Source organism: Curtobacterium sp. L3-7 (assembly GCF_048756585.1).
Classification (GTDB): Bacteria; Actinomycetota; Actinomycetes; order Actinomycetales; family Microbacteriaceae; genus Curtobacterium.
Window position 1 is genome coordinate 623,107 of the sequence record NZ_CP151474.1, and the last position, 25,394, is coordinate 648,500.

Sequence of the window (25,394 nt, forward strand, 5' to 3'; positions counted from 1 at the left end):
CGCGATGGGCTCCTACCATCGCCGCATGACCTCCACCGCTGTCCCCGCGACCACCACCGGCGGACCCGGGCTCCCGCAGGAGCGCCGCCTGGTCACCGCGATCCCCGGCCCGCGCTCCCAGGAGCTCCTCGCACGCAAGGCAGCCGCCGTGCCGTCCGGGGTCGGTGTCGCGGTGCCGATCGCGGTCGTCGCGGCCGGTGGCGGCGTGGTGGTCGACGCCGACGGGAACTCCCTGGTCGACCTCGGGTCCGGGATCGCCGTGACGAGTGTCGGGAACGCGCACCCCGGCGTCGCCGCAGCGGTCGCGGCGCAGGCGGTCGCCTTCACGCACACGTGCTTCACCATCGCGGCCTACGACGGGTACGTGGAGGTCGCCGAGGCGCTCAACCGCCTGACGCCCGGTGACCACGAGAAGCGGACGGCCCTGTTCAACTCCGGCGCCGAGGCCGTCGAGAACGCCGTGAAGATCGCGCGCAAGCACACCGGCAAGCAGGCGATCGTGGTGTTCGACCACGCGTACCACGGGCGCACGAACCTCACGATGGCGCTCACCGCGAAGAACCAGCCCTACAAGAGCGGCTTCGGTCCGTTCGCCCCCGAGGTCTACCGGGTGCCGATGTCCTACCCGTTCCACGACGGGCTCTCGGGCGCCGAGGCCGCAGCACGTGCGATCAGCCAGATCGAGAAGCAGGTCGGCGTCGAGAACACCGCGGCCGTGCTCATCGAGCCGATCCAGGGCGAGGGCGGGTTCGTCGTCCCCGCGTCGGGCTTCCTGCCGGCGATCGCCGAATGGGCGCGCACGAACGACGTCGTGTTCATCGCCGACGAGGTGCAGACCGGCTTCGCCCGCACCGGCGCGATGTTCGCCAGCGAGCACGAGGGCGTCGTCCCCGACATCGTGACCACGGCGAAGGGCATCGCCGGCGGCCTCCCGCTGTCCGCCGTGACCGGCCGGGCGGAGATCATGGACTCGCCGCACGCCGGCGGCATCGGCGGCACCTACGGCGGCAACCCGATCGCCTGTGCGGCAGCGCTCGCCGCCATCGACGCCTTCGAGCACGACGGCTTGATCGAACGCGCCCAGCAGATCGAGACGGTCCTCCTCGGCGCACTCCGCGCGGCGCAGGAGCGGGATCCCCGCATCGGCGACGTCCGCGGGCGCGGTGCGATGATCGCGATGGAGCTCGTCGACCCGGACACGGGTGCTCCGGACCCCGGGTTGACCGGGCGTATCGTCCGGTATGCGTACGAACACGGCGTGATCGCGCTGACGGCCGGCACGTACGGGAACGTCGTGCGCTTCCTCCCGCCGCTCGCCATCGACGACGCACTGCTCGTCGAAGGCATCGGCATCGTCCTCGAAGGGCTGGCAACGGCATGACCCACGACCTCCTCTCCCGCATCCCCACCGGACTGTTCATCGACGGCACGTGGCAGGACGCATCAGACGGCAGCACCTTCGCGGTGCACGACCCGGCAACGGGGGACGTCCTGGTCGAGGTGTCGAGTGCCACCGCGGCCGACGGACTCCGCGCGCTCGACGCCGCCGACCGGGTCCGTGCCGACTGGGCGGCGACGCCGCCCCGGCAGCGTGCAGAGCTCCTCCGAGCCGCGTTCGACCTGCTCCAGGAGCGCCGCGACGACTTCGCGCTGCTGATGACCCTGGAGATGGGCAAGCCCCTCACCGAGGCGAACGGCGAGGTCACCTACGGCGGCGAGTTCCTCCGGTGGTTCGCCGAGGAAGCGGTCCGCATCGGCGGCTCGTACGGCACGAACCCCGAGGGCTCCGGCCGGACGATCGTGTCCCACAAGCCCGTCGGTCCCGCGTACCTGATCACCCCGTGGAATTTCCCACTCGCGATGGCGACCAGGAAGATCGCCCCGGCGCTCGCCGCCGGTTGCACCGTCGTCGTGAAGCCGGCGGAGCTCACGCCGCTGACGACGCTGCTGTTCGTGGACCTGCTCCGCGAGGTCGGCGTGCCGGACGGCGTCGTGAACGTCGTCCCGACCAGCGACGCGAAGGCGGTGTCCGCCCCGATCCTCGAGGACCGCCGCCTCCGGAAGCTGTCCTTCACGGGATCGACCCCCGTCGGCCGGAGCCTGCTCGCGCAGGCGTCCGAGAACGTCCTCCGCACCTCGATGGAGCTCGGCGGCAACGCCCCCTTCCTGGTCTTCGCGGACGCCGACCTCGACGAGGCCGTGGCCGGCGCGCTCGCCGCGAAGTTCCGGAACACCGGGCAGGCGTGCACCGCGGCGAACCGGTTCCTGGTGCACGAGGACGTCGCAGCGGAGTTCGCCGACCGGCTCACCGCCCGCGTCGAGGCGATGCGGGTCGGCCCCGGCACCGAGGACGGCGTCGCGATCGGGCCGCTCATCGACGACCGTGCCGTCGCGAAGGCCGACCGGCTCGTCACCGACGCGGTCGAGCGCGGTGCGGTCGTCCGCACCGGCGGTCACCCGATCGACGGCCCGGGGACGTTCTACGCGCCCACCGTCCTCACCGACGTGCAGCCGGGCAGCGCCATCCTGACCGACGAGATCTTCGGCCCGGTCCTGGCGATCGCGACGTTCGCCACCGACGACGAGGCGATCACCCGTGCGAACGACACCGAGTACGGTCTCGTGGCGTACGCCTTCACCGAGGACCCGGCACGCGGACAGCGTCTGATGGAGCGGCTCGAGACCGGGATGCTCGGCCTCAACACCGGCGTCGTGTCGAACGCCTCGGCACCGTTCGGGGGCGTGAAGCAGTCCGGCATGGGCCGCGAGGGCGGGGCGGAGGGCATCTCCGAGTACCTCGAGACGATGTACACGCTGACGCCCGACCCGTTCCGGCAGCGCAGCACGACCACGACAGGAGACGCACGATGATCGAGCGAGACGTCGTCATCATCGGCGCCGGCGTGACCGGCCTGACCGCGGCGACCCGGCTCCGCGCCGAGGGCAGGTCCGTCGCCGTCCTCGAGGCCCGTGACCGGGTCGGCGGCCGCACGTGGACCAACGACATCGAGGGCGTCACCCTCGAGATCGGCGGACAGTGGGTGTCGCCGGACCAGACCGCGCTGCTCGAGACCCTCGACGAGCTCGGCCTCGAGACGTACGACCGGTACCGGGAGGGGCAGAGCGTCTACATCGACGCGGACGGCACCCGCACCGAGTACACCGGCGACATCTTCCCGCTTCCGGCGGCCACGGCGCACGAGATCGAACGCCTGGTGTCCGTCGTCGACGAGTACGTCGCGCACGTCGATCCGGCCCGACCATGGGAGTCGCCCGACGCGAAGCGCCTCGACGAGACGTCCTTCCGCGACTGGCTGCACGGCCTCAGTGACGACCGCGTCGCGACCGACAACGTCGAGCTGTTCATCGCCGGTGCGATGCTCACCAAGCCCGCACACGCCTTTTCCGCGCTGCAGGCACTCCTGATGGCCGCGTCCGCCGGGAGCTTCACGAACCTGGTCGACGCCGACTTCATCCTCGACAAGCGCGTCGTCGGTGGGATGCAGCAGGTCTCCCTCCGGCTCGCCGAGCAGCTCGGCGACGACGTGCACCTGGACGCCCCGGTCCGCACGCTGCGGTGGACCGACGACGGCGTCGTCGCGATCGCCGACGGTGGCATCGAGGTACACGCGCGCCAGGCACTCGTCGCCGTCCCGCCGCCCCTCTACACGCGGATCTCGTACGACCCGCCGCTGCCCCGACGGCAGCACCAGCTCCACCAGCACCTGTCGATGGGCTTCGTCATCAAGGTGCACGCCGTCTACGACCGGCCGTTCTGGCGGGAGGCCGGGCTCTCCGGCACGGCGTTCAGCCCGTACGAGCTCGTGCACGAGGCGTACGACAACACTTCGTACGGCAAGGAGCAGGGGACGCTCGTGGGCTTCGTGTCCGACGAGCACGCCGACGCGGTGTTCGCGCTCGAGCCTGCGGAGCGCAAGGCACGGGTCCTGGAGTCCCTGGTCCACTACTACGGACCGCAGGCAGCCGAGCCGGTCGTCTACTACGAGAGCGACTGGGGCACCGAGGAGTGGACGCGCGGTGCGTACGCGGCGAGCTTCGACCTCGGTGGTCTCGCACGCTACGGCGCCGACCAGCGCGCAGCGGTCGGGCCGATCCGATTCGCCTCCAGCGACCTGGCCGGTGCCGGCTACCAGCACGTCGACGGTGCGGTCCGGATCGGCCGCGAGGTCGCTGCGGAGATCGCAGCAGCCCTGCCCCAGCCGGCCACGGTCCGGTAGTCACCACGGTGCGGACGGGAGGCTCGGTGCCGGCTGGCACCGAGCCTCCCGTCCGTCAGCGGGTCAGGACCGCCGCATCTCCACCGTCGGACCGAGCGCACCGGTGAACTCGGTGCCGACTTCCCGGAAGCCGGCCTTCTCGTACCCGCGCCGCGCGCGGGCGTTGCCGGTGTGCACGTACAGCCGCAGCGGTCCGTCTGCCCAGCCGGCGACCGCGTCGAAGAGGGCGGCGAGCACCGCCCCGCCCCGCGCTTCGGGTGCCACGAAGACGCCGACGACCGAGCTGCCGTCCCTCGGGACCGCGCGGCCCTCGTAGTCCGGATCGCCGACGCGCTCGAGGAGCCCGGTCGCAGACCCGATCCACGTTCCGGACTCGTCCTCGGCGATGAACTGCCGCGCCGTGGCTGCGTCGCCGGCGTCGTCCGACCCACCGGCTGCGCGATCCTGCCAGAACGTGTCGGGCAGCGATGCCGTGTGCTCGGCGGAGTCGACGAACGCCATCGCGGCGACGGGGTCGTGCACGGCGCGCAGGCGGAGTTCGCGGACGCGTTCCCACTCATCGGCGTGGATCGGACGGACGGTGAACCGCTGCATCACCGCAGTCTTGCAGAGCGGCTCAGAGCACGCTGGCGGCGGCCGATCGTGCCGCTGCTGCCCACGGTCGGGTCGGATCGGCCTGCGCGCTCGCCATCGCGCCGTCGTAGAGCACGCACAACTGCAGCGCCGTGCCGTTCGGGTCGTCGGCGCCGGCTTCGGTCAGGAGCGACTCGAACAGCTCGCGGACCCAGTCCCGGTGCTCGAGCGTGACCTGGTGCGTGGGGTGTCCCGCGCCGTACTCGGCCTCGACGTTGATGAACGGGCAGCCTCGGTAGCCGGGCTCCTCGAACCACTCGCCGAGCAAGTCGAACACCGCGAGCACGCGGTCCCGGGGCGTGTCGCCACGGCCCGGGAGGGTGGCCGCCACGTGCGCCTGCCACGCGTTGCTCCGACCACGGAGGTAGCCCACGACGAGGTCGTCCTTCGTCCGGAAGTGCGTGTACAGGCTCGCCTTGGAGATGTCGGCCTCTGCCGCCACCTGGTCGACGCCGACCGCGTGGATGCCCTGCTCGTAGAACAGACGATCGGCGGTGGCAACGGCACGTTCGTACGCGGGGCGGCGGCGGGTTCGCGGAGCGGTCTCGGGCATGGTTTGACTTTACCGTACAGATCGGTACAGTTACCAGCGCCAAACCGAACCGATCTGTTCAGACAGGATATTGACCATGACCAAGACCGCTCTCATCACCGGCGCCACCAGCGGCATCGGCCGCGCGACCGCCGAACTCCTCGCTGCCCGTGGGCTGCACGTCGTCGTCTCCGGCCGCAACGCCGAACGCGGGGACGAGGTCGTCCGGACCATCCGCGCGGCCGGTGGGTCCGCCGACTTCGTGGCGGCCGACCTCCGCGACGAGGCGAGCGCGAGGGAGCTCGCTGCTCGCGCCCTCGAACTCGGCGGTGGGGCGGTGGACGTCCTGGTGAACAGCGCCGGGATCTTCCCGTTCGGCCCCACCGCGTCGACGACCACCGAGGGCTTCGACGACGTCTTCGACGTGAACGTCAAGGCGCCGTACTTCCTCGTCGCGGCGCTCGCCCCGGGGATGGCCGAGCGTGGATCCGGTGCGATCGTCAACGTCACGACGATGGTCGCCGAGTTCGGCGCTGCCGGGATGGGGCTCTACGGCTCGAGCAAGGCGGCGCTCGTCCTGCTGACGAAGTCGTGGGCGGCCGAGTTCGGCCCAGCCGGGGTCCGCGTCAACGCCGTGAGCCCCGGCCCGACCCGCACCGAGGGGACCGCCGCGATGGGGGAGAGCCTCGACGCACTCGCTGCCGCCGGACCCGCCGGCCGTCCGGGAACCGCGGACGAGATCGCCGAGGCGATCGTGTTCCTCGCCACCGACGGGGCGTCGTTCGTGCACGGCGCGGTGCTGCCGGTCGACGGCGGTCGGATCGCGGTCTGAACGCACTCCTGTGCGGCTGCGGTCCGGGCCGCGCGTACGGTCCGGTCCACGAGTGACACGACTCCCCACGGATCCGGCCAGCCCTCCGACGAAACCAGGCAGTACACCGAGGACCTCCCCGACGGCTCGCGCACTGGCGACGCCACGGAGGACCCGGAGCAGGACAGCGACGTCGACTCGGGCGGCGAGCCGGCGGACCCGCAGTAGGACAGACGGGAGGCACGGTGCCAGACGGCACCGTGCCTCCCGTCCGTCAGTCCTGTCGGAGGATGCGGTCGCCGGTCTCCGGATCCCAGCCGATGGTCTCCGGCTCGGATGCGCGCTGGGCGCGCGCAGGACGCGGGGCTCGCGGGAACCACGGGCGCGCCGCCGGGAGGAACAGGAGCACCGTTGCGACGATGGTCAGCGCGATCAGCGCGAGGGGGAGCGGCGCGAGCGCGAACCCGAGCACGGCTCGGGCCGCCGCCACGACGACGAGCGCGACGCGGGCGCGACGCGACCCTGCTGCGGTCCGGAACACCGCCCAGGTGATCGCGGCGTACAGGAGCACCGCCACGACCTCGGCCGGGAGCAGTGCGCCCCCGCGGGCCGGACCCGGCCCGACCGCCGCGGTGACCGCCCGCACGACGATGAGCGCGACGGCGACGGTGACGATCGTCGGACGGCGGTGTGGACCTGCGTCGGTCATCGATGACTCCCCTGCCGCCCGTGTGGCGGACCAGGGCGATCCGAGGGGTCAACTCCACCTCGGGCGCCCCCCACAAGTGGTGGAGCAGCCGTCTCCGACAAGAAACGGTTCGATCCGACTTCTTGCATTGAAGTGTGGAATTTCAATACGATCGCCTCAATGATCGCGACGATGGGTTTGTGATCACTCGAGGGGATTCGAAGATGAAGAAGTGGATGACGACGGCAGCGGCGATCACGGCCGCGGTGAGCATCGCGTTGACTGCAACGCCCGCGAGTGCGGGCACGCTGGACACGGTCGACACGGGATCAGCTCAGCAGCGGGCAGATCAGTTGCTGATGGGAGTTGATGACACGACCAAGACCTTCGACGGTGCGGTCGCGCTGAGAGCAGGAGCGAGTTCGGAGGACGCTGCGGAGTTCGCCGCTGGGTACGTTGCCGCTGGTGGGCATGCAGAGAACGTCGACCTTTCTCGGGCCGCCGTCGACGCGCTTCGTGGACCGGCCGGCGAGGTACTGGCATGCTCGGGCCGAAACTCTGCAGACATCACGGGTCTGCAGGTGAACCTCTACCTGAGCTCCTGCAACGCGGACAAGATCGTGGCGGCGCTCGCCGGAGGCGCGGGAGTTGCGGCCCTCGTCGGTATCATCACAGCAGCAACCGGTATCGGCGGTGCAGCTGGTGGGATCGCAGCAGCTCTGTTGACGATCGGGTCGGCTGCCGTCGCGTACTGCGCGGCAAACGGACGGGGAATCGGGTTCCACGTGCTTCCTGTCGGACCACCGTGGTGCAGGTCGCAGTGAGCGCAGCCACGGAACGGGACTTCATGAGGATGATCGACGTCATGGTCATCGCGGTCGCCGCGATGCTGCTGGGAGCGGGCTTGGCACTCATGGTGTGGTCCACGTCGGTCGCGGAGGGAACCGCGCTCTGGAACCGAACCATGTCCGCGGGCAGCGCTCTGTCCATCGCCTCGGCGATGGTCGGCGCTGTCGGAACCATCTTCATCAGGAGGAACCGCACCCGGCGGTGAACGCCGGGGGCGACGGACGGGAGGCACGGTGCCAGCTGGCACCGTGCCTCCCGTCCGGTGTGGGGCCAGGTCCGCAGGTGACGTCAGCCGATGCGGATCAGCTTCTTGTTCACGAACTCGTCGGCCCCCAGGGGGCCGAGCTCGCGGCCGAAGCCGCTGGCCTTGACGCCGCCGAACGGCAGCTCCGGGCTGTCCGCGCCGACGATGTTCACGTAAACCATCCCCGCCTCGATGCGGTCCGCGACGCGGAGGGCCTGGTCGGCATCGGTCGTGAACAGGTACGAGCCGAGCCCGTACGGGGTGTCGTTCGCGAGCCGGATCGCGTCGTCCTCGTCGGTGACCCGGTAGACGGCCGCGACGGGGCCGAAGAACTCCTCGCGGTACGCGTCGTTGTCCGGCGTGATGCCCGTGAGCACGGTCGGGGTGAACGCGTTGCCGGAGCGCTCGCCGCCGGTGACGACGGTCGCGCCCTGCTCCTTCGCCGCGTCGAGCTGCTGCTCGAGCCGATCGGCGGCCGCCGGGGACGACAGCGGCCCGAGTTCAGCGCCGGGGGTGGTCGGGTCGGTCGGTGCCACGGCCGACATCGCGTCCGTGAACTTCGCCAGGAAGTCGTCGTACAGGTGGTCGGCGACCAGGAATCGCTTCGCGGCGTTGCAGACCTGCCCGTTGCCCTCGAGCCGGGTGGCGACGGCGGACTCCACGACGGCGTCGAGGTCGTCGGTGGACAGCAGGATGAACGGGTCGGAGCCGCCCAGCTCGAGGACGACCTTCGTCAGGTTCCGGCCGGCGATCTCGGCGACGGCAGCTCCCGCGCGGGCCGACCCGGTGAGGGAGACACCCTGCACGCGGGGGTCGGCGATGACGTCGGCTGCCTGGTCGTTCGTCGCGAAGACGTTCGTGTACGCCCCCTCTGGGAACCCGGCGTCGTGGAAGATCCGCTCCACCGCGAGGGCCGACTCGGGGCACTGCGGGGCGTGCTTCAGCAGGACGGTGTTGCCGATGAGCAGGTTCGGACCGGCGAACCGGGCGATCTGGTACGCGGGGAAGTTCCACGGCATGATGCCGAGGAGCACCCCGACGGAGTCCTTGCGGATGAAGGCACTGCCCTCGGACCCCGGTGCGAGGGTGATCGGCTCGTCCGCCAGGAAGTCTTCCGCGTTGTCGGCGTAGTAGTCGTAGATGTCGGCGCAGAAGTCGACCTCGCCGATCGCCTGGTCGATGGGCTTCGCCATCTCGCGGACGATCGTGGCGGCCAGTTCGTCGCGGCGCTCGCGGTAGAGGTCGGCGACCCGGTGCATGGCCGCGGCGCGCTCGGCGACGGTGCTGGTGCGCTCGCGGTGGGCGTGGTCCGCGGTGTCGATCGCGGCGCGGAGCTCCTCGTCGGTGATCGTCGGGTAGGTGGCGAGCACCTCGCCGCTCGTCGGGTCGGTGACGGCGTAGTCGGTCATCGTTTCCTCTCAGGCCTGTTCGTCGGTCAGCTGCTTGTTGACGCCGGTCACCGGCTGGTTCTCGTCGAAGCCCTTCGGCTGGATGCGGAATCCCTTCGTGATGACGAGGAGGTACACGAAGCCGATGGCGGCCCAGACGCAGCCGGCGATGAGCGCGTCGGCGTGCAGCTGTGACCAGAGAACACCGGTGAGGAGCATCGCGACCCCGGGGAGCACGATGTACGCGAACCGGTCGCGGGCGGTGTGGCGGCGACCCTGGCGGACGGCGAAGTGCACGATGACGGTCGCGTTGACGAACGTGAACGCGATGAGGGCGCCGAAGTTGATGTACGACGAGATCGTGTCGAGCGAGAACGTCATCGCCAGCAGGGTCACCGCGCCCACGATGACCACGTTCGGGATGGGCGTCCGCGTGCGGGGGCTGACGTAGCCGAACACGCGCTTCGGGAGGACGTTGTTCCGACCCATCACGAGCAGCATGCGGGCGACGCTGGCGTGCGACGCCAGTCCGGACGCGAGCGCCGCGACGAACCCCGCCGCGACCAGGACCGCCTGGAACACGGGGCCACCGACGATCAGCCCGATCTGGGGGAGCGGGTCGTCCGTGAACTCGCCGAACGGGGCGTTCGTCGGGAAGCGCAGCTGCGCGAAGTACGCCGACACCAGGAAGATCACGCCGCCGATGAGCACCGTCATCAGGATGGCCTTCGGCATGATCCTGATCGACTTCGCCTCTTCGGTGTACATCGTGACCGCGTCGAACCCGATGAACGAGAAGCAGACGACGGTGGCGCCGGTGAGGAGCGCCGACATCGTCACGCCGTCGTGCACGAACGGCTCGGTGCTCGCGATGGTGCCGGCCCCCGCACCGTGCACGAGCTCGATCACCGTGAAGACCACGAACGCGATCATCGCCAGGATCGCGCCGATGAGCAGGACCATGTTGAGGTTCGACGTGCCGCGCATCGAAAGGCAGATGACCGTGGTGACGAACACCGTGTAGACGACGACCGTCACCCACGCGGGCAGCGCCGGGAAGACCTGCTCGAGGTAGAGCCGGATGATCAGCGCGTTCACCATCGGGAGCAGCAGGTAGTCGAGCAGGGACGCCCAGCCGACCATGAAGCCCGCGTTGGGGTGGATCGACTCGCGCACGTACGTGTAGGCGGATCCGGCTGCCGGGTAGACGCGGACCATCTTCCCGTAGCTCACGGCGGTCAGGAGCATGATCACGAGGGCGATCAGGTAGGCGCTGGGAACGGCACCGTTGGTCTCTCCGGAGACGATCCCGAAGGTGTCGAAGACGACGGTCGGGGTCATGTAGCCGAGGCCGAGGCCGACGATCGCCCAGAGCCCGAGGCTCCGCTTCAGGGAACCGCCGCGCGCCGGTGTTGCCGGGGCGGTGACCGCGATGGGTGATGCCATGGGCGTTCCTCCTGAGCGTTCGGTTCGGTGCACAGTACCGACGCCATGGGGTCCGCCGGACCCGCCGTGACGTACACCGGCACCCCGCTGGCTGTACTCCGGGGCGATTGCAGACCAGCACCCGCGTGGATGCCGGGAACCAGCCGCCGGGGAGCGTCGAGAACCCTCAGGAGTGGTGATCGCCCGGACGGCGGACTTCCCGGCGGTGCTCCTTACGATCGGCCTTCCCATGCAACGGACATCTCGCTCTCAGACCGTCACCGTGGTGGTCGTCGTCCTGGCGGTGTTGACCGCGGTGAACCTCGGCGTGTCTGCGACGTGGTGGACCAGGGCTGCCGCGGGTTCCCCGACGACGTCCAGTGCCGCTGCTCCGCCGACCTCGGCCACGACCGCGATCCCGACCGCGATCCCGACCGCCGAGCCTCCTGCCGACGGGATCCCGGCAGCCGAGGCGCCGGGGCAGACGGCCGCCCCGGCCACCGAGGACCTCGCGACGACCTGGACGCCCCCGGCCGGCATGCCGACGACCGGGCGGCTCCTCCGCGTCGCGATCCCGGCCACCCGGTCGCACTTCACGGCGCGCGACGCGCTGCTCTGGCTGCCGCCGGCCGCGCTCACGGCCGACCCGCCGCACCTGCCCGTCGTGGTCCTGATGTCCGGCCAGTCGAGGGGTGCAGGACCCGAGGACCTGCAGACCGGCGGGCACATCGAGGCGACGATGGACGCGCTCGCCACCCTGCACCGAGGCCTCGCGCCCATCGTGGTGGTGCCGGACCAGCTCGGCCCGGAGTCGGCCAATCCGATGTGCGTGGACGGTCCGCTCGGCAACAGCGCCACCTACCTCGAGGACGACGTACCCGCGTGGATCACCTCGCACCTCAAGGTCCAGTCGGGGGCCGCCGCGTGGACCGTCGGCGGGTTCTCGCAGGGTGGCACGTGCGCCATCCAGATCGGTGCGGGAGATCCGGAACGGTTCGGGAACATCATCGACGTGTCGGGCGAGGACGGACCGAGTCTCGGATCCGTCCAGAAGACCATCGCGGAGGGGTTCTCCGGCAACGCGGCGGCCTACCGACGAGCGCAGCCCGCGGCGATCCTCGCGGCGCACGCGGAGTACCGGGACACGGACGCGTTCTTCGCCGCCGGCGGCGACGACCACGCCTACGGGCAGGTGACGCCCGTCCAGGCGCAGCGGGCGCGGGCCGCCGGGATGCACGTCACCACGTGGATCCTCCCCGGCGGCAGGCACAGCTGGAGCACCGCGGGGCCGGCGATCGCCGCCGGGCTCGCGTGGCTGGCACCACGGCTCGGCGTCGCACCGAGCTGAGCCCGGCGACTCAGGCGGGCTGTTGCTGCGTGATGCAGTGCAGGCCGCCGCCGCGGGCGAAGACCTCGCGTGCGTCGACCGTGCGGATCTCACGGCCCGGGTAGACGTCGGCGAGGATGCCCCGTGCGCGGGCGTCTGCTGCGTCCTCGCCGAACCCGCACGCGATCACGGCGCCGTTCACCACGACGTGGTTGACGTAGTTCCAGTCCACCGGGCCGCCGTCGTCCGTCAGGGTCGCCGGTGCCGGGATCTCGACGATCGTGGCATCGGTGGCCTGTTCGATCGCGCGGCGGATCTGCGGCATCACGAGGTGGTCGGGGTGGTCGGGGTCCGGTTGCGCGTGGAGCAGGACGACGTCGGTCGCTGCTCCCGCGAACGTGGCGACCATGTCGACGTGTCCACGGGTCCCGAGGCCGTCGTAGTCCCGGGTCAGTCCCCGCGGGAGCCAGACCACGTCGGTCGCCCCGATCGTCCGGGCGAGTTCCTCCTCGACGCGGGCGTGGTCGGCGTACGGGTTCCGCCGCGGGTCGAGCTGCACCGTCTCGGTCACGAGCACCCGGCCCCGGCCGTCGACGTGGATCGCGCCACCCTCGTTGACCAGCAGCGACGGGATCCGTCGGACACCGGCGGCCCGTGCGACGGTCGCGGCGATCTCCGCGTCGCGGGTCCACGTCGACCACGAGTTCGCGCCCCACCCGTTGAACACCCAGTCGACGGCGCCCTGTTCGCCGGTGTCGTCGTCGACGACGAAGGTCGGACCGATGTCGCGCATCCAGAAGTCGTCGAGCGGCGCCTCGAGCACGTCCACCGAACGGGACAGCAGGCGGTGGGCGTCGGGCCGTGCGACCGGGTCGACCACGACCGTGACGGGCTGGTACTCGCTGATGGTGTTCGCGGTCGTCGCCCACGCGGTGCGCGCGGCCTCGGCGCTCGCCGGATCGTCGCCGAGGGTGTTGCCCGGTCGGGGGAACGCCATCCACGTGCGCTCCTGCGGAGCCGTCTCCGCCGGCATCCGCCAGGTCACGAGCGTGCTGCCGTCGGTCGTGCGGCCGTCTGCCGCGGTGACGGTCGGTCCGGGATGGAGGCTCGGATCGCCTCCGTCGCGCCGTGGTCGTCCCGAACGGGGTCGACCGGGGCCACCAGGGAGTCGTACAGGTCGGGGCGCCTGGTCAGCGCGAAGGGGAACAGGCGGAGCCACTCGCTGCGGGCATCGAGGTCGAGGTCCGCCACGAGCACGACACTCGCGTCACGAGGTGCCTCGACGAGCACGCGACCGAACGGGTCGGAGATGAACGACGATCCGTAGAAGGTGATGTCGCCCTCGTCGCCCCACCGGTTCGGGACGACCATGAACTGCCCGGCGGTGATGCCGTTCGCCACGATGACGTGCCGCCAGATCGGCGCCGTGTCGAACGCGGGGAAGGTCGGCTCGGAGCCGATGGCGGTCGGGTACACGAGGACCTCGGACCCTGCGAGGTCGTAGGAGCGGGCGACCTCGGGGAACCACTCGTCCCAGCACGTCGGGAGTCCGACCCGTGCCCCGAGCCCGTCCGGCTCGTAGACGGGGAAGGCGTCGTCATCGCGACCCGGGCGGAAGTAGGTGTCCTCGTAGTACCCGGCGCTGATCGGGATGTGCGTCTTCCTGGTGCGTCCGACGAGCGAACCGTCCGGTGCAACGAGGATCGCCGTGTTGTACCCGCGCGGGTCGGCCGGCTCGTCGTCCTCGGCCGGCCGCTCGTACAGCGACGCGTGCACGAGGATCCCGTGCTCGCGGGCCTGTTCCCGCGCGAAGGTGATCGTCGGGCCGTCGTCGATCGACTCGGCGAGGTCCTTCGGGACGCCGCTCGCCGGGGTGTCGCCGGGGTACCGCAGCAGTGTCAGCTCGGGCAGGAACACGGCCTGCGCACCGTTCGCGGCCGCGGCGGCGATGCCCTCGGCGAGCTGGGCTCGGTGCGCTGCCGGGTCCTCGAGCCACCGGATCTGCACGAGGGCGACGCGGGTGGTCCGACGGGGATCCGTGTTCGCGTCGCGCAGCGGCGACTCGAGCTTCTCTGCGGTGACGACGTCCATGGCGCCATTGTTGACCACATGATCAACGAACGCAATGGTCACGGAACGGTCACGACGAGAATCCGGTCCAAACCGTTTCCGGTGGGGTGCCGAATCCCATGCACAGACCGGGAAACACCCGGAGCGCTCACCAGCCGCAGATAGCTGGTTCTCCACTCCTTTTCGGAGTGTGTTCGGCGCGCTTTCAGTACGCCGCGCCGAGCGCGACACAGCAAAGGAATGACCATCATGCGCAAGTCCCTCAAGACCACCATCACCCTCGCCACGACGGGTGCCCTCGTCCTCGGCGGTGCCGCGTTCGGTGTCTCCGCCGCGAACGCGTCGACCCCGGCGATCCACACGGTCGCATCGTCGTCGTCGAAGATCCCCGCACCGGTCGCGTCGGTTCCCGAGGTCCTCGGTGGTGACACCTCCGTCGCGCTGGACTCCGGCTTCACCGACGCGCTCACCGCGCTGAAGCTGACCCCGGGTGTGTCCGGCAACGCCAAGCTCGCCGACGGTGCCGTGTCGTTCCCGATCACCTCCGGCTCGGTCACCTACTGGAGCCCGGACGGGAAGTACCGTCCGTACGTGCAGGGCCTGCTGAACCACGACGACTCGGGTCTGACCCTGAAGGCCGGGGACACGACCGTGACGTTGGAGAACTTCGTGGTGAACCCGGGTTCGTCCAAGCTCTACGGTGACGTCCTGGTCAACGGTCAGGTCGCCGCAGCGAACGCGTACCTGTTCAGCCTGCACGGTGGGACGCTGAAGCCGCTGCAGCTCGAGGGTGACAACGCGATCCTCACCGGCACCACCGTCCACGTCTCCGGCGACGCCGCGAAGCTGCTCAACAGCACCTTCAAGACCGACGCCGTCAAGAGCGGCCTCCTCGTCGGCACCGCAACCATCACCGCCAAGATCAAGTAACACCCGCGCCAGAAGCGCACCACGCCACACGACGGACACAGCACCTCGCACCCGCGGGGTGCTGTGTCCGTTCCGCGCTTCGGTGGCTCCGCGGTTCAGCGAGCGGCGGTGGTCGTGCCGATGACCGAGAGCAGCCGGAGTCGCTCCGCGGTCACGCTGCCCGGCTCGGCGGTGTGCACGAGGAGCACGTGCGACTGCTCGGGATCGTGCAGCACCTGGCAGTGCAACGTCAGCTCCCCGACCTCGGGGTGGACGTACCGCTTGACCTCGCGCGGACGGACCCCGACCTCGTGCAGCGCCCAGACCTCCCGGAACTCAGCGCTCCTCGCCAGCAGGGTGTCCGCGAGGTGTGCCGCCCGCGAGCCGGGACCGCGCCGAGCGACGACCTCTCGGAGTCCGGACGCGTACATCCGGGACATGAAGGCGTGGTCCTCGACCGGGTAGAGCTCCCGGACCTCGGTCTGGGTGAACCACCGGAACCCGGAGCTCCGTGCGTCACCGGTGTACCGCGAGTGGTCACCGATGAGCGCCACGCCGAGTGGTGTCTGCCGCAGGGTCTCGCCGACCTCGTTCGACACCTCGGCCGGGGTGTCCACCAGGCTGTCGACGATCCGCATCATCCCCGGCGACACGTGGGTTCCGCCCGCGCTCCGTGTCGGCGGTTGATGTCCGGCCAGGCGGAACAGGTGGTCGCGCTCGTCGATCGTCAGCCGGAGTCCCTGCGCGATCGCGGCGAGCATCTGCTCCGACGGCTGTGGGCCGCGCTCGCGTTCGAGTCGCGCGTAGTAGTCCGTCGACATGTTCGCGAGCAGGGCCGCCTCCTCGCGACGGAGCCCGGCGGTCCGCCGACGCTGTCCACGCGGCAGCCCGACGTCCTCCGGTTGCAGTGCATACCGGCGACCACGGAGGAAGTCCGCCAGTGCGCTTCGATCGATCACGTCGTCATCCTCTCGCGACGCGTCCGTCCGAGCCACGGATCGTCAGGCCGTGGATGTCGTGCACGGGGTCGGCGCATGCTCGACCGAGGCGCCACGAGGTGCCGCGAACGAGGAGACGACACGATGCCACGCACCCACGACGACGTCACGATCCCTGACCTCACCGGCCGACGGGCCCTGGTCACCGGCGCCAGCGACGGCATCGGAATCGGCATCGCCACCCGGCTGGCCGCAGCCGGCGCCGAGGTGGTGATGCCGGTCCGCAACCGACGGAAGGGCGAGGCCGCCGTCGACCGCATCCGGCAGCAGTACCCGGACGCGATCCTGCGGCTCGAGGAGATGGACCTGTCGTCCTTGCACTCCGTGGCGTCGCTCGCCGACCGCCTCCGTTCGCAGGGCGAACCCCTGCACCTGCTGATCGGCAACGCGGGTGTGATGACGCCACCGGAGCGGCAGGAGACGGAGGACGGCTTCGAACTGCAGTTCGGCACGAACCACCTCGGACACTTCGCGCTCGTCGGTCAGCTCCTCCCGCTCCTGCGGGCCGGCAGCGCACGCGTGGTGATGCAGACGAGCATCGCGGCCCGACGTGCCCGGATCGACTGGGAGGACCTGCAGTCCGAGCGGCCGTACGACGGCAACCGCGCCTACGCGGCGTCGAAGCTCGCCTGTGCACTCGTCGGCTTCGAACTCAGCAGACGGAGTCGAGCGGGCGGTTGGGGGATCACGAGTGCGGTGAGCCACCCGGGTGTCGCGCCGACGAGTCTCCTGGCCGCTCGTCCGGAAGTCGGACGAGCCCAGGACACGACGGCGGTCCGGGTCATCCGATGGCTCTCGGCGCGCGGACTCGTCGTCGGGACCGCCGACTCCGCGGGGGAGCCCGCACTGCTCGCGGCGACCGGCTCCGACCTGGACGGGGCCTTCACCGGTCCGGGGTGGCCGGGTGGGCTCGGTGGACCCGCTGCCAGGCGCGAGCCGTGGAAGCCGATGCGGGACGAAGCCGCAGCGGCACGGCTGTGGACGGTCTCCGAGGAGCTCAGCGGCGTCCGGTTCCCGGAGACGACCGGACGCGACCAGGAGCCCCGGCCGAGGATGGGGGGATGAACGATCCCATCGTCGTGCCGCTCGGCTTCTCGCACGTGCGGCTCACCGTCACCGACATCCACCGGAGCAAGGCCTTCTACGAGCTGCTGTTCGGCATGCCGCCCGGGAGCGACTTCAGCGACCAGATCGACGACCCGACGATCCACGACGACCCGTGGCGGACCTACGGCGGGTGCTCGTTCACGTTCGGCGGCCAGACCCTCGGGCTGCGTCCGGTGGCGGAGTCGGGTGACCGGTTCGATCCCGACCGCGTCGGCCTCGACCACGTGTCCTTCCGGGTCGGATCGGTCAGCGCCCTGCACGATGCGGTGGCGCGGCTCGACGAGGCGGGCATCGAGCACGGTGCGGTGACGGACCTCCCGCCGTTCGGTCTGGTGATCCTGTCCGTCCAGGACCCCGACGACGTGAACCTGGAGTTCGCCGCGCCCCGTCCGGAAGGCGCATCCGCGCCCCGCACCTCCAGCTGACTCCGAAGGTCCCGGCGTTGCGTGATCGACGTCAGACAACAGGAGGACACATGAGCACGACTTGGTTCATCACCGGCGCATCGAAGGGCTTCGGCCGCGAGTGGGCCGAAGCCGCCCTCGAGCGTGGGGACTCCGTCGCCGGTACGGCACGGAACCCCGACGACGTGCAGGCGCTCGTCGAGCAGTACCCGGACACGTTCCTCGGCATCCAGCTCGACGTCACCGACCGCTCGGCCGACTTCGCCGCGGTGCAGCGCGCAGCAGACCACTTCGGTTCCCTCGACGTCGTCGTGAACAACGCCGGCTACGGCCACTTCGGCATGGTCGAGGAGCTCACCGAGGACGAGGTCCGTGCCCAGCTCGAGACGAACCTGTTCGGTGCGCTCTGGGTCACCCAGGCGGCGCTGCCGATCATGCGCGAGCAGGGTTCTGGGCACATCATCCAGGTGTCGAGCATCGGTGGGATCAGCGCGTTCCCGACCGTCGGCGCGTACCACGCGTCGAAGTGGGCGCTGGAGGGGCTCTCGCAGTCCCTCGCGCAGGAGGTCGCCGGCTTCGGCATCCACGTCACCCTGATCGAACCCGGCGGGTTCTCGACCGACTGGTCCGGACCGTCGTCGAAGCAGAGCGAGCCGATCGACGCGTACGCCGACGTGCGCGAGGCAGCCTCGAAGCGCCCTTCCGCCGCGGACCCGGGCAAGCCCGAGGCGACTCGCTCGGCGATCCTCAAGGTGGTCGACGCCGACGAGCCGCCGCTGCGGGTCTTCTTCGGCAAGGCGCCGCTCGGCATCGCGGAGAAGGACTACGAGTCGCGTCTCGCGACGTGGCGGGAGTGGCAGCCCGTGTCCGAGGAGGCACACGGCGCCTGACGCGGGACGAGCGGGCAGCCCACCGCTCAGGCGATGATGTTGACCGCGCGCGAGATGACCAGGGCCATCAGGATGAACCCGCCGACGGACTGGTAGGCCATGATCATCTTCGCGCGGACGGTCATCGGCATCGTGTCGGTCGGGCTGAACGCGACCATGTTCGTGAGCGCCACGTAGAGGTAGTCGAGGTACACCGGACGCCAGGCGGCGGTGCGCGAGTCGGTCTCCTGTGGGAACTGGAAGTCCGCCTCGTCGGACTCCCAGAGGTCGGGACGCCGACGTGCGACCGGCCCGCCGCGGTCGAGTTCCCAGTACACGAGGCCGAACGCGATGATGCTGCTCACCCACACCTGCAGCGCGGTGAGGAGCACCACTCCGCCCTCCACGTGCCCGTCGAGCAGCAGCACGACGGTCCGCACCACCGTGAGCTGGTTCGCCACCGTCAGCAGGATCGCGAGCGCGAACGACAACCACCGCGACCACGTCGTCTCGCGGGACAGCCGCCGCGGGTTGAACACGATCAGCGGCACGAGCAGCAGGACACCGAGGAGCGGCACGACCCACGAGGGGAAGAACAGCACCCGGCTCGGCAGGAGCAGCGCGAGCGCGAGGTTGACGAGGATCGCGACGGCGACCGGGAAGCGGTGCTCGTGCTGGTGTCTGACCTTCGACGGGCTCACGCGCCGAGTGTAGAGGCCAGCTCGTCCGCCCGGACGTCCCGTCCGAGGATGCGCGACGCCGCCCGCAACCCGGACAGCAGCGCCCCGTGCACGGTCGCGGGGTCGTCGCCCCACGTCGCCTCGCCCGCGAGCTGCACCCGATCGGCGGGTGTCCCGAGCAGGTCGTGGTCATCAGGGGACGAGCCGACGTGCAGGTACGAGTACGACCCCTTCGCGAACGGGTCGGCCGCCCACCGGGTGATGCGCACGGCATCCGGCTCGGGCACCGCCGGGCCGAACAGGAACCGCAGGGCCGCCAGCCCCTCGGCGACGATCTCGGCGTCGGACAGCGTCTCGAGTCGACGCGCTCCGGAGCCGCCGACCAGTGCAGCCAGCACCGGCGTCCCGGTCACCCGGGACATGTCGTACCAGGAGTGCCAGTCGACGCCGGCGTCCCCCTGCTGCCGGAGCACCCAGGAGTCCCAGAACGCCGAGGGGAACCGGAAGAACACCTTGTCGTAGACACCCATCCCGAGCCGTCCGAGCGCACCGGCGACGGGCTCGGACAACGGCGGCGAGAACGTGATGTCCCCGGCCTTGAGCACCCCGAGCGGCACGGTCACGACCACCTGGGACGCGGACACGGACGACCCGTCGGCGAGGTCGACCCGGACGGACGACGGCGCGGTGGTCACCGCACGGACCACGGACGACAACCGGACGTCGAGCCCGGCGGCCAGCCGAGCGGCGTACGGCCCGTACCCGCGAGGGAACACGACCTCGTCCCCGGCGACGTGCTCCTCGTCGAGGCCGTGGGCGTCGAGGTCGGTGACGGGCGCGCCGCAGAGGTCCTCGGAGCGGTGCGCCATGTACTCGGTCACGCGATCGGCCCGCGAGCCGGTCCACCCGAGGGAGTCCAGTACCGAGGAGACGGCCGATGCGTACGTGGTCCCGGGAGGTGCGGCGTCGACGACGGACGGCAGGAGTTCGTCGACCGAATGCAGGTCAGCGACCAGCGACGAACCGGACACCCGGACACCGGACGGGTCGTGCCACGCGATCGGCCGCCCGTCGAACTGGAAGCTCCCGACCGTGAACTCCACGGTCTCGATCCCGAACGCCGACGCCAACGACCAGAGCGGGTTGCCCTCGATGCCGTGGATCCACGACGCCCCGAGGTCGACCGGCACCCCGAGCGCGGCGTCCGTCCAGGTGCGCCCACCGACGCGGTCGCGGGCCTCGAGCACGACGACCCGCTGCCCACCGAGCGCGAGCGCCCGGGCGGCGGCGAGCCCCGACACCCCGGCCCCGACCACCACGACGTCGTACGCCGACGGAGGAACGACGGCCATCAGTGCCCCGTCACCTTCTCGCGCACCCGGGCGGCCATGCTCGGTCGTCCGGTCAGTCGTTCCTCGCGGTCGGCGATGTCCGTCGCCACGAGTCCGGCGTTCGCCCCGAGGAACCGGAGCGGCTCCGGCTCCCAGTCCGGCGAGTGGTGCCCGACCCATGGCAACTCCGTCAGCGACGACGACACACCGCGGACGAGGTCGGCCAGCGTCCGCCCCGCCAGGTTCGTCGTCGAGAGCCCGTCGCCGACGTACCCGCCGGCCGACCCCACGGAGCCGTCCCAGGTCACCGAGGCGCACCAGTCACGGGGTACCCCGATCGGGCCGCCCCACGTGTGCGTGACCCCGACGTCACCGACGTCGGGGAAGAGCTCGGCGAGCGTCGTGCGCAGGTGCCGGAACACCCGCGGCACGCGGTCGTACGAGTTCCGGATCGTGGAGCCCCAGTGGTAGCGGGCTCCGCGGCCGCCGAACGCGAACCGGTCGTCCGCGGTGCGCTGTCCGTAGACCAACAGGTGCCGGTAGTCCGAGAACGTCTGCCCGTGCTCCAACCCGATCCGCCCCCACGCCGCCTCGGACAGCGGCTCGGTCGCGATCATCAACGAGTACAGCGGCATGATCCGGCGCCTGGTCTGCGGCATCGTCGCCCCGTAGCCCTCGAGCGCGACGACGACCGCGCCGGCCGAGACGGTCCCGGAGGTGGTGACCACACGCCCTGGAGCCCAGGACACGGCGGGCGTGCGCTCCGCGATCACGACGCCACGGGCCTCCAGTGCGGCCGCCAGGCCACGGACCAACGCGGCCGGCTGCAGGCGGGCGCAGTCCGGCGTGAACGCGACCCCGACGCTGCCTGCGGCGTCGCCGGGGAGCGCGGACCGGTAGACCATGTCGTCGCCGAAGGCGGCGGACGCGTCGACCTCTGCTCGAGCCGCGCGGTCCTGCACCGCCGACCGCGCGTAGAGCACGGTGCCGCCCTTGACGAAGTCGCAGTCGATCCCGGCCTCGTCCGCTGCGCGGCCGACCTCGTCGACCGTCTCGCGCATCGCCCGCCGCATGGCGAGCGCCGCGTCACGGCCGGCGTGCTCGGCGATCTCCGCCGCTTCGCGCGGGAAGAGCGCCGAGCACCACCCGCCGTTCCGTCCGGAGGCGCCGAATCCGGCGATCTCCTTCTCGACGACGACGATCTGGAGGCTCGGGTCGGCCTGGTGCAGGTACCACGCGGTCCAGAGACCGGTCAGTCCACCGCCGATGACGCAGACGTCCGCCGAGCGGTCGCCGTCGAGCGGCGGCCGTGGTCTCAGGTCGTCGCGGCCGGAGGCCACGAGCTGGTCCATCCAGAACGAGACCCGCCGGTAGCCGGACACGGTCAGATCTTCGACGAGGCCTCGGACAGGACGCTCCGCAGGATCGAGGTGATCTCGCGGAACTCCGGCTGCCCGATGGTCAGCGGTGGAGCGAGCTGCACGACGGGGTCGCCACGGTCGTCGGCGCGGCAGTACAGCCCCGCGTCGAACAGCGCCTTCGACAGGAACCCGCGGAGCAGGCGCTCGGACTCGTCGTCGTCGAACGTGGTCTTCGTGGCCTTGTCCTTGACGAGCTCGATGCCGTAGAAGTACCCGGCACCGCGGACGTCGCCGACGATCGGCAGGTCGAGCAGGGTGTCGAGTTCGGCGCGGAAGAGCGGGGCGTTCTGCTGGACGTTCTGCAGCAGCCCCTCTTCCTCGAAGATGTCGAGGTTCTCCATGGCGACGGCGGCGGAGACCGGGTGCCCGCCGAACGTGTACCCGTGGTAGAAGGTCGTGTCACCCTCGGCGAACGGCTCGAAGATCTTGTCGCTGATGATCGTCGCGCCGATGGGGGAGTACCCGGAGGTCATCGCCTTCGCGCACGTGATCATGTCCGGGACGAAGCCGTACGTGTCGCAGGCGAACATCGTGCCGATGCGGCCGAACGCGCAGATGACCTCGTCCGAGACGAGCAGCACGTCGTACTCGTCGCAGATCTCACGGACCCGCTGGAAGTACCCGGGCGGCGGGGTGAAGCAGCCGCCGGAGTTCTGCACCGGTTCGAGGAAGACGGCCGCGACGGTGTCCGGCCCCTCGAACTCGATCATCTCGCGGATGCGCTCGGCCGCCCAGTAGCCGAACTCCTCCTCGCTCTGCCCGGCGAAGCCCATCTCGTCGGCGCGGTAGTAGTTCGTGTTCGGGACACGGAGCCCGCCGGGGGTGAGCGGCTCGAACATCTGCTTCATCGCGGGGATGCCGGTGATCGCGAGGGCGCCCTGCGGGGTGCCGTGGTAGGCGACCGCGCGGGAGATCACCTTGTGCTTCATCGGCTTGCCGCGGAGCTTCCAGTAGTACTTCGCGAGCTTGAACGCCGTCTCGACCGCTTCGCCGCCGCCGGTGGAGAAGAACACCTTGTTGAGGTCGCCGGGGGCGTGGTCGGCCAGGCGGTCGGCGAGCTCGATCGCCGCGGGGTGCGCGTACGACCAGATCGGGAAGAAGCTCAGCGTCTCGGCCTGCTTGGCGGCCATCTCGGCCAGGCGCTTCCGCCCGTGGCCGGCGGCGACGACGAACAGGCCGGAGAGCCCGTCGATGTAGCCCTTGCCGTGGCTGTCGTAGACGTGGTGGCCCTCGCCGCGGACCATGATCGGGACCTCGGCACCCGCCTGGTTCGCGCCGTGCCTGGCGAAGTGCATCCAGAGGTGGTCGCGGGACTTGCGCTGCAGGTCCTCGTTGTCGACCGGTGCGAACGGGTCGTAGGAGCCGAGTCGCGTGGACTGTTCGGTCTTCTGGTCGGAGATGGTCATCGCGTTCCCCAGTCGTAGAGCTGTTTGCGGAGTTGCAGGTAGACGAAGGTCTCGGTGCCGGTCACGCCGGGGATGGCCCGGATCGTGCCGTTGAGCAGTTCGATGAGGTCGTCGTCGTCCTCGCAGACGACCTCCACCATGAGGTCGAAGCTGCCGGCGGTCATCACGAGGTAGTCGACCGCCGCCAGTTGCTCGAGTGCGTCGGCGACCTTGCGGGTGTCGCCGTTCACACGGATGCCGATCATCGCCTGCCGGTGGAACCCGAGCTGCATCGGGTCGGTGACCGCGACGATCTGCATGACGCCGGTCTCGGTGAGCTTCTGCACGCGCTGCCGGACCGCCGCCTCGCTGAGACCGACCGCCTTGCCGATCTCGCCGTACGGACGGCGCCCGTCTGCCTGGAGTTGCTCGATGATCCGCTTGGAGATGTCGTCGATCGGTCCCGGACGTCGTGGTGCTGCCGCCATGCCGGACAGCATGGCAGTGGATTCCGGAGGAAAGCAAGGGATTCCGTTGTGAACACCGTGTTTCGCGACGATTTCCGTTGTTACAAGTCTTCCGAACGAGCGGTTTCCGTGCCAGTATCGCCGCCATGCTGGACAGCACGAAGACGGCGTCGGACACGGCGACCCGTGACCTCCGGAACTTCGTCGGGGGCGAGTGGACCCCGTCCAGGACGAACACGTCGTTCGGCCTGGTGGACCCGACGACCGAGGCCGAGTACGGCATCTCGCCGATCTCCACCGCCGCTGACGTCGACGCCGCCTTCGCCGCGGCGAGCACCGCGCTCGACACCTGGCGCCGCACGACCCCGGGGGAGCGGCAGCTCGCACTGTTCCGGATCGCCGACGCGGTGGAGGCCCGCGCGGAGGAGTTCGCGGACCTCGAGTCGCGGGACACCGGGAAGCCCCGCGCCACCCTGGTCGAGGACGAGATCATGCTCTCCGTCGACCAGATCCGCTTCTTCGCCGGCGCCGCCAGGAACCTCGAGGGCCGGAGCGCCGGCGAGTACCTGGCCGACCACACGTCCTTCGTCCGGCGCGAGCCCATCGGCGTCGTGGCCCAGGTCACCCCGTGGAACTACCCGCTCAACATGGCGGTGTGGAAGATCGCCCCGGCGCTCGCCGCCGGCAACACCACCGTCCTGAAGCCGAGCGACACGACACCGCTCTCCACGCTGCTGCTCGCCGAGGTCGCCGCGGAGTTCCTGCCGCCGGGGGTCCTCAACGTCGTGCTGGGCGACCACTCCACCGGCGCCGCGATGATCGACCACCCGACCCCGCAGCTCGTCTCCATCACCGGGTCGGTCCGCGCGGGCATGGCGGTCGCCCGAGCCGCGGCCGGTGACCTCAAGCGCACGCACCTCGAACTCGGCGGCAAGGCACCCGTGATCGTGTTCGACGACGCCGACATCCCGTCCGCGGTCGCCGGCATCGTCGCCGCCGGGTTCTTCAACGCCGGACAGGACTGCACCGCCGCCACCCGGCTCCTGGTGCAGGACGGCATCCACGACGAGTTCGTGGCGGCGCTCGCCGCGGAAGCCCGGACGAACGCGAGGACCGGCACGGACGGGTACTTCGGGCCGGTCAACAACGTGAACCAGCTCACGCACGTGCAGGACTTCCTCGACACGCTCCCCGACCACGCGACGATCGAGCTCGGCGGCCACCGTGTCGGCGACGTCGGGTACTTCCACGAGGCGACGATCGTCTCCGGGCTGCGGCAGGACGACCGCATCGTGCAGCAGGAGGTGTTCGGCCCCGTGCAGACCGTCCAGCGCTTCCGTACCGAGGCGGACGCGCTGCGTGCCGCGAACGACGTCGAGTACGGCCTGGCGAGCTCGGTGTGGACGACCGACCACGCCAGGGCGATGCGCTTCGCCCGCGACCTCGACTTCGGGTGCGTGTGGATCAACACGCACATCCCGATCGTCGCCGAGATGCCGCACGGCGGCTTCAAGCACTCCGGCTACGGCAAGGACCTGTCCCAGTACGGGTTCGACGACTACACCCGCATCAAGCACGTCATGTCCTACATCGGCTGAACCCGACTCCCGGGCCCGCG

General features: G+C 70.5%; 25 protein-coding genes. 12 read left to right on the top strand and 13 right to left on the bottom strand.

What is annotated here, in order from left to right; genetic code table 11:
* The first annotated feature begins 25 nt into the window (after positions 1-25).
* Genes gabT through AAEP80_RS03185 form a run of 3 tightly spaced genes read left to right on the top strand, consistent with a single transcriptional unit; the run spans position 26 to position 4,238 of the window.
* On the top strand, positions 26-1,381 hold the full coding sequence (gene gabT, locus AAEP80_RS03175) for a 4-aminobutyrate--2-oxoglutarate transaminase (RefSeq protein WP_281266325.1): 1,356 nt from the start codon (positions 26-28) through the stop codon (positions 1,379-1,381).
* Entirely contained in the window at positions 1,378-2,871 is a 1,494-nt protein-coding gene (locus AAEP80_RS03180) for an NAD-dependent succinate-semialdehyde dehydrogenase (protein ID WP_420365917.1), read from the top strand. Before gabT ends, AAEP80_RS03180 begins: the two co-directional genes overlap by 4 nt.
* Positions 2,868-4,238 (top strand): flavin monoamine oxidase family protein, encoded by a 1,371-nt coding sequence (locus AAEP80_RS03185; protein ID WP_420365918.1) that lies wholly within the window; start codon positions 2,868-2,870, stop codon positions 4,236-4,238. Before AAEP80_RS03180 ends, AAEP80_RS03185 begins: the two co-directional genes overlap by 4 nt.
* A 63-nt stretch (positions 4,239-4,301) precedes the next feature.
* Here AAEP80_RS03185 and AAEP80_RS03190 read toward each other — a convergent pair whose 3' ends face one another.
* Positions 4,302-4,832 carry a GNAT family N-acetyltransferase gene (locus AAEP80_RS03190; RefSeq protein ID WP_420365919.1) on the bottom strand — a complete coding sequence of 177 codons (531 nt, stop codon included), beginning with the start codon at positions 4,830-4,832 and terminating at the stop codon, positions 4,302-4,304.
* A gap of 22 nt (positions 4,833-4,854) precedes the next feature.
* Entirely contained in the window at positions 4,855-5,424 is a 570-nt protein-coding gene (locus AAEP80_RS03195) for a TetR/AcrR family transcriptional regulator (RefSeq protein ID WP_420365920.1), read from the bottom strand.
* Between the two features lie 76 nt (positions 5,425-5,500).
* Here AAEP80_RS03195 and AAEP80_RS03200 point away from each other — a divergent pair, with 76 nt between their 5' ends.
* Entirely contained in the window at positions 5,501-6,235 is a 735-nt protein-coding gene (locus AAEP80_RS03200; RefSeq protein ID WP_420365921.1) for an SDR family NAD(P)-dependent oxidoreductase, read from the top strand.
* Positions 6,236-6,488: 253 nt separating this feature from the next.
* On the opposite strand, the gene AAEP80_RS03205 is transcribed toward AAEP80_RS03200, so the two are convergent.
* Positions 6,489-6,923 carry a hypothetical protein gene (locus AAEP80_RS03205; RefSeq protein ID WP_420365922.1) on the bottom strand — a complete coding sequence of 145 codons (435 nt, stop codon included), beginning with the start codon at positions 6,921-6,923 and terminating at the stop codon, positions 6,489-6,491.
* Positions 6,924-7,126: 203 nt separating this feature from the next.
* Between AAEP80_RS03205 and AAEP80_RS03210 the strand changes: the two genes are divergently transcribed.
* Together AAEP80_RS03210 and AAEP80_RS03215 are read left to right on the top strand one after the other, a co-directional pair.
* Positions 7,127-7,726, top strand: coding sequence for a hypothetical protein (locus AAEP80_RS03210; protein WP_420365923.1), 600 nt, complete (start codon positions 7,127-7,129; stop codon positions 7,724-7,726).
* A gap of 23 nt (positions 7,727-7,749) precedes the next feature.
* Positions 7,750-7,956: a hypothetical protein gene (locus AAEP80_RS03215; protein ID WP_281266331.1), complete on the top strand. Its 207-nt coding sequence runs from the start codon at positions 7,750-7,752 to the stop codon at positions 7,954-7,956.
* A gap of 83 nt (positions 7,957-8,039) precedes the next feature.
* On the opposite strand, the gene AAEP80_RS03220 is transcribed toward AAEP80_RS03215, so the two are convergent.
* Together AAEP80_RS03220 and AAEP80_RS03225 are read right to left on the bottom strand one after the other, a co-directional pair.
* Complete coding sequence (locus AAEP80_RS03220) at positions 8,040-9,404, bottom strand: NAD-dependent succinate-semialdehyde dehydrogenase (protein ID WP_420365924.1); 1,365 nt, start codon at positions 9,402-9,404, stop codon at positions 8,040-8,042.
* Between the two features lie 9 nt (positions 9,405-9,413).
* A complete protein-coding gene (locus tag AAEP80_RS03225; protein WP_413600444.1) occupies positions 9,414-10,829 on the bottom strand; it encodes an APC family permease in 1,416 nt (471 codons plus the stop codon).
* Positions 10,830-11,058: 229 nt separating this feature from the next.
* Between AAEP80_RS03225 and AAEP80_RS03230 the strand changes: the two genes are divergently transcribed.
* Complete coding sequence (locus AAEP80_RS03230; protein ID WP_420365925.1) at positions 11,059-12,156, top strand: alpha/beta hydrolase; 1,098 nt, start codon at positions 11,059-11,061, stop codon at positions 12,154-12,156.
* Positions 12,157-12,166: 10 nt separating this feature from the next.
* Here the strand turns inward: AAEP80_RS03230 and AAEP80_RS03235 are convergent, their stop codons facing one another.
* Positions 12,167-13,180, bottom strand: a complete 1,014-nt coding sequence (locus tag AAEP80_RS03235) for an agmatine deiminase family protein (RefSeq protein ID WP_420365926.1) — start codon at positions 13,178-13,180, stop codon at positions 12,167-12,169.
* The gene (locus AAEP80_RS03240; protein ID WP_420365927.1) at positions 13,177-14,226 is read right to left on the bottom strand and encodes a nitrilase-related carbon-nitrogen hydrolase; all 1,050 of its coding nucleotides are present in this window, start codon (positions 14,224-14,226) and stop codon (positions 13,177-13,179) included. The genes AAEP80_RS03235 and AAEP80_RS03240 overlap by 4 nt, the downstream gene beginning before the upstream one ends.
* Positions 14,227-14,454: 228 nt before the next feature.
* On the opposite strand from AAEP80_RS03240, the gene AAEP80_RS03245 reads away from it, so the two are divergent.
* Entirely contained in the window at positions 14,455-15,135 is a 681-nt protein-coding gene (locus tag AAEP80_RS03245) for a hypothetical protein (RefSeq protein WP_420365928.1), read from the top strand.
* Between the two features lie 95 nt (positions 15,136-15,230).
* Here AAEP80_RS03245 and AAEP80_RS03250 read toward each other — a convergent pair whose 3' ends face one another.
* Positions 15,231-16,073, bottom strand: a complete 843-nt coding sequence (locus AAEP80_RS03250) for a helix-turn-helix transcriptional regulator (protein WP_420365929.1) — start codon at positions 16,071-16,073, stop codon at positions 15,231-15,233.
* Between the two features lie 123 nt (positions 16,074-16,196).
* Between AAEP80_RS03250 and AAEP80_RS03255 the strand changes: the two genes are divergently transcribed.
* From AAEP80_RS03255 to AAEP80_RS03265, 3 genes are read left to right on the top strand one after another with little or no spacing between them, the layout of a single operon-like run.
* Positions 16,197-17,177, top strand: a complete 981-nt coding sequence (locus tag AAEP80_RS03255; protein ID WP_420365930.1) for an SDR family oxidoreductase — start codon at positions 16,197-16,199, stop codon at positions 17,175-17,177.
* On the top strand, positions 17,174-17,644 hold the full coding sequence (locus tag AAEP80_RS03260) for a VOC family protein (protein ID WP_420365931.1): 471 nt from the start codon (positions 17,174-17,176) through the stop codon (positions 17,642-17,644). The genes AAEP80_RS03255 and AAEP80_RS03260 overlap by 4 nt, the downstream gene beginning before the upstream one ends.
* Before the next feature lie 50 nt (positions 17,645-17,694).
* Positions 17,695-18,513, top strand: a complete 819-nt coding sequence (locus AAEP80_RS03265; protein WP_402727594.1) for an SDR family oxidoreductase — start codon at positions 17,695-17,697, stop codon at positions 18,511-18,513.
* A 26-nt stretch (positions 18,514-18,539) separates the two neighbouring features.
* On the opposite strand, the gene AAEP80_RS03270 is transcribed toward AAEP80_RS03265, so the two are convergent.
* From AAEP80_RS03270 to AAEP80_RS03290, 5 genes are read right to left on the bottom strand one after another with little or no spacing between them, the layout of a single operon-like run.
* Positions 18,540-19,193 carry a hypothetical protein gene (locus AAEP80_RS03270; RefSeq protein WP_413600435.1) on the bottom strand — a complete coding sequence of 218 codons (654 nt, stop codon included), beginning with the start codon at positions 19,191-19,193 and terminating at the stop codon, positions 18,540-18,542.
* Positions 19,190-20,524 carry a flavin monoamine oxidase family protein gene (locus AAEP80_RS03275; protein WP_420365932.1) on the bottom strand — a complete coding sequence of 445 codons (1,335 nt, stop codon included), beginning with the start codon at positions 20,522-20,524 and terminating at the stop codon, positions 19,190-19,192. Before AAEP80_RS03275 ends, AAEP80_RS03270 begins: the two co-directional genes overlap by 4 nt.
* Complete coding sequence (locus tag AAEP80_RS03280; RefSeq protein ID WP_420365933.1) at positions 20,524-21,885, bottom strand: NAD(P)/FAD-dependent oxidoreductase; 1,362 nt, start codon at positions 21,883-21,885, stop codon at positions 20,524-20,526. Before AAEP80_RS03280 ends, AAEP80_RS03275 begins: the two co-directional genes overlap by 1 nt.
* Positions 21,886-21,887: 2 nt before the next feature.
* Complete coding sequence (locus AAEP80_RS03285; protein WP_420365934.1) at positions 21,888-23,330, bottom strand: aspartate aminotransferase family protein; 1,443 nt, start codon at positions 23,328-23,330, stop codon at positions 21,888-21,890.
* Positions 23,327-23,797, bottom strand: coding sequence for an Lrp/AsnC family transcriptional regulator (locus tag AAEP80_RS03290; protein WP_111106184.1), 471 nt, complete (start codon positions 23,795-23,797; stop codon positions 23,327-23,329). Before AAEP80_RS03290 ends, AAEP80_RS03285 begins: the two co-directional genes overlap by 4 nt.
* 125 nt (positions 23,798-23,922) lie before the next feature.
* On the opposite strand from AAEP80_RS03290, the gene AAEP80_RS03295 reads away from it, so the two are divergent.
* On the top strand, positions 23,923-25,374 hold the full coding sequence (locus AAEP80_RS03295; RefSeq protein ID WP_420365935.1) for a gamma-aminobutyraldehyde dehydrogenase: 1,452 nt from the start codon (positions 23,923-23,925) through the stop codon (positions 25,372-25,374).
* Positions 25,375-25,394 lie beyond the last annotated feature (20 nt).

What these genes read in the sequence shown, in the direction of transcription:
- gabT (WP_281266325.1), top strand. Translation starts at nt 26, where the DNA reads ATGACCTCCACCGCTGTCCCCGCGACCACCACCGGCGGACCCGGGCTC.
- AAEP80_RS03180 (WP_420365917.1), top strand. Translation starts at nt 1,378, where the DNA reads ATGACCCACGACCTCCTCTCCCGCATCCCCACCGGACTGTTCATCGAC.
- AAEP80_RS03185 (WP_420365918.1), top strand. Translation starts at nt 2,868, where the DNA reads ATGATCGAGCGAGACGTCGTCATCATCGGCGCCGGCGTGACCGGCCTG.
- AAEP80_RS03190 (WP_420365919.1), bottom strand. Translation starts at nt 4,832, where the DNA reads ATGCAGCGGTTCACCGTCCGTCCGATCCACGCCGATGAGTGGGAACGC.
- AAEP80_RS03195 (WP_420365920.1), bottom strand. Translation starts at nt 5,424, where the DNA reads ATGCCCGAGACCGCTCCGCGAACCCGCCGCCGCCCCGCGTACGAACGT.
- AAEP80_RS03200 (WP_420365921.1), top strand. Translation starts at nt 5,501, where the DNA reads ATGACCAAGACCGCTCTCATCACCGGCGCCACCAGCGGCATCGGCCGC.
- AAEP80_RS03205 (WP_420365922.1), bottom strand. Translation starts at nt 6,923, where the DNA reads ATGACCGACGCAGGTCCACACCGCCGTCCGACGATCGTCACCGTCGCC.
- AAEP80_RS03210 (WP_420365923.1), top strand. Translation starts at nt 7,127, where the DNA reads ATGAAGAAGTGGATGACGACGGCAGCGGCGATCACGGCCGCGGTGAGC.
- AAEP80_RS03215 (WP_281266331.1), top strand. Translation starts at nt 7,750, where the DNA reads ATGAGGATGATCGACGTCATGGTCATCGCGGTCGCCGCGATGCTGCTG.
- AAEP80_RS03220 (WP_420365924.1), bottom strand. Translation starts at nt 9,404, where the DNA reads ATGACCGACTACGCCGTCACCGACCCGACGAGCGGCGAGGTGCTCGCC.
- AAEP80_RS03225 (WP_413600444.1), bottom strand. Translation starts at nt 10,829, where the DNA reads ATGGCATCACCCATCGCGGTCACCGCCCCGGCAACACCGGCGCGCGGC.
- AAEP80_RS03230 (WP_420365925.1), top strand. Translation starts at nt 11,059, where the DNA reads ATGCAACGGACATCTCGCTCTCAGACCGTCACCGTGGTGGTCGTCGTC.
- AAEP80_RS03240 (WP_420365927.1), bottom strand. Translation starts at nt 14,226, where the DNA reads ATGGACGTCGTCACCGCAGAGAAGCTCGAGTCGCCGCTGCGCGACGCG.
- AAEP80_RS03245 (WP_420365928.1), top strand. Translation starts at nt 14,455, where the DNA reads ATGCGCAAGTCCCTCAAGACCACCATCACCCTCGCCACGACGGGTGCC.
- AAEP80_RS03255 (WP_420365930.1), top strand. Translation starts at nt 16,197, where the DNA reads ATGCCACGCACCCACGACGACGTCACGATCCCTGACCTCACCGGCCGA.
- AAEP80_RS03260 (WP_420365931.1), top strand. Translation starts at nt 17,174, where the DNA reads ATGAACGATCCCATCGTCGTGCCGCTCGGCTTCTCGCACGTGCGGCTC.
- AAEP80_RS03265 (WP_402727594.1), top strand. Translation starts at nt 17,695, where the DNA reads ATGAGCACGACTTGGTTCATCACCGGCGCATCGAAGGGCTTCGGCCGC.
- AAEP80_RS03275 (WP_420365932.1), bottom strand. Translation starts at nt 20,524, where the DNA reads ATGGCCGTCGTTCCTCCGTCGGCGTACGACGTCGTGGTGGTCGGGGCC.
- AAEP80_RS03285 (WP_420365934.1), bottom strand. Translation starts at nt 23,330, where the DNA reads ATGACCATCTCCGACCAGAAGACCGAACAGTCCACGCGACTCGGCTCC.
- AAEP80_RS03290 (WP_111106184.1), bottom strand. Translation starts at nt 23,797, where the DNA reads ATGGCGGCAGCACCACGACGTCCGGGACCGATCGACGACATCTCCAAG.
- AAEP80_RS03295 (WP_420365935.1), top strand. Translation starts at nt 23,923, where the DNA reads ATGCTGGACAGCACGAAGACGGCGTCGGACACGGCGACCCGTGACCTC.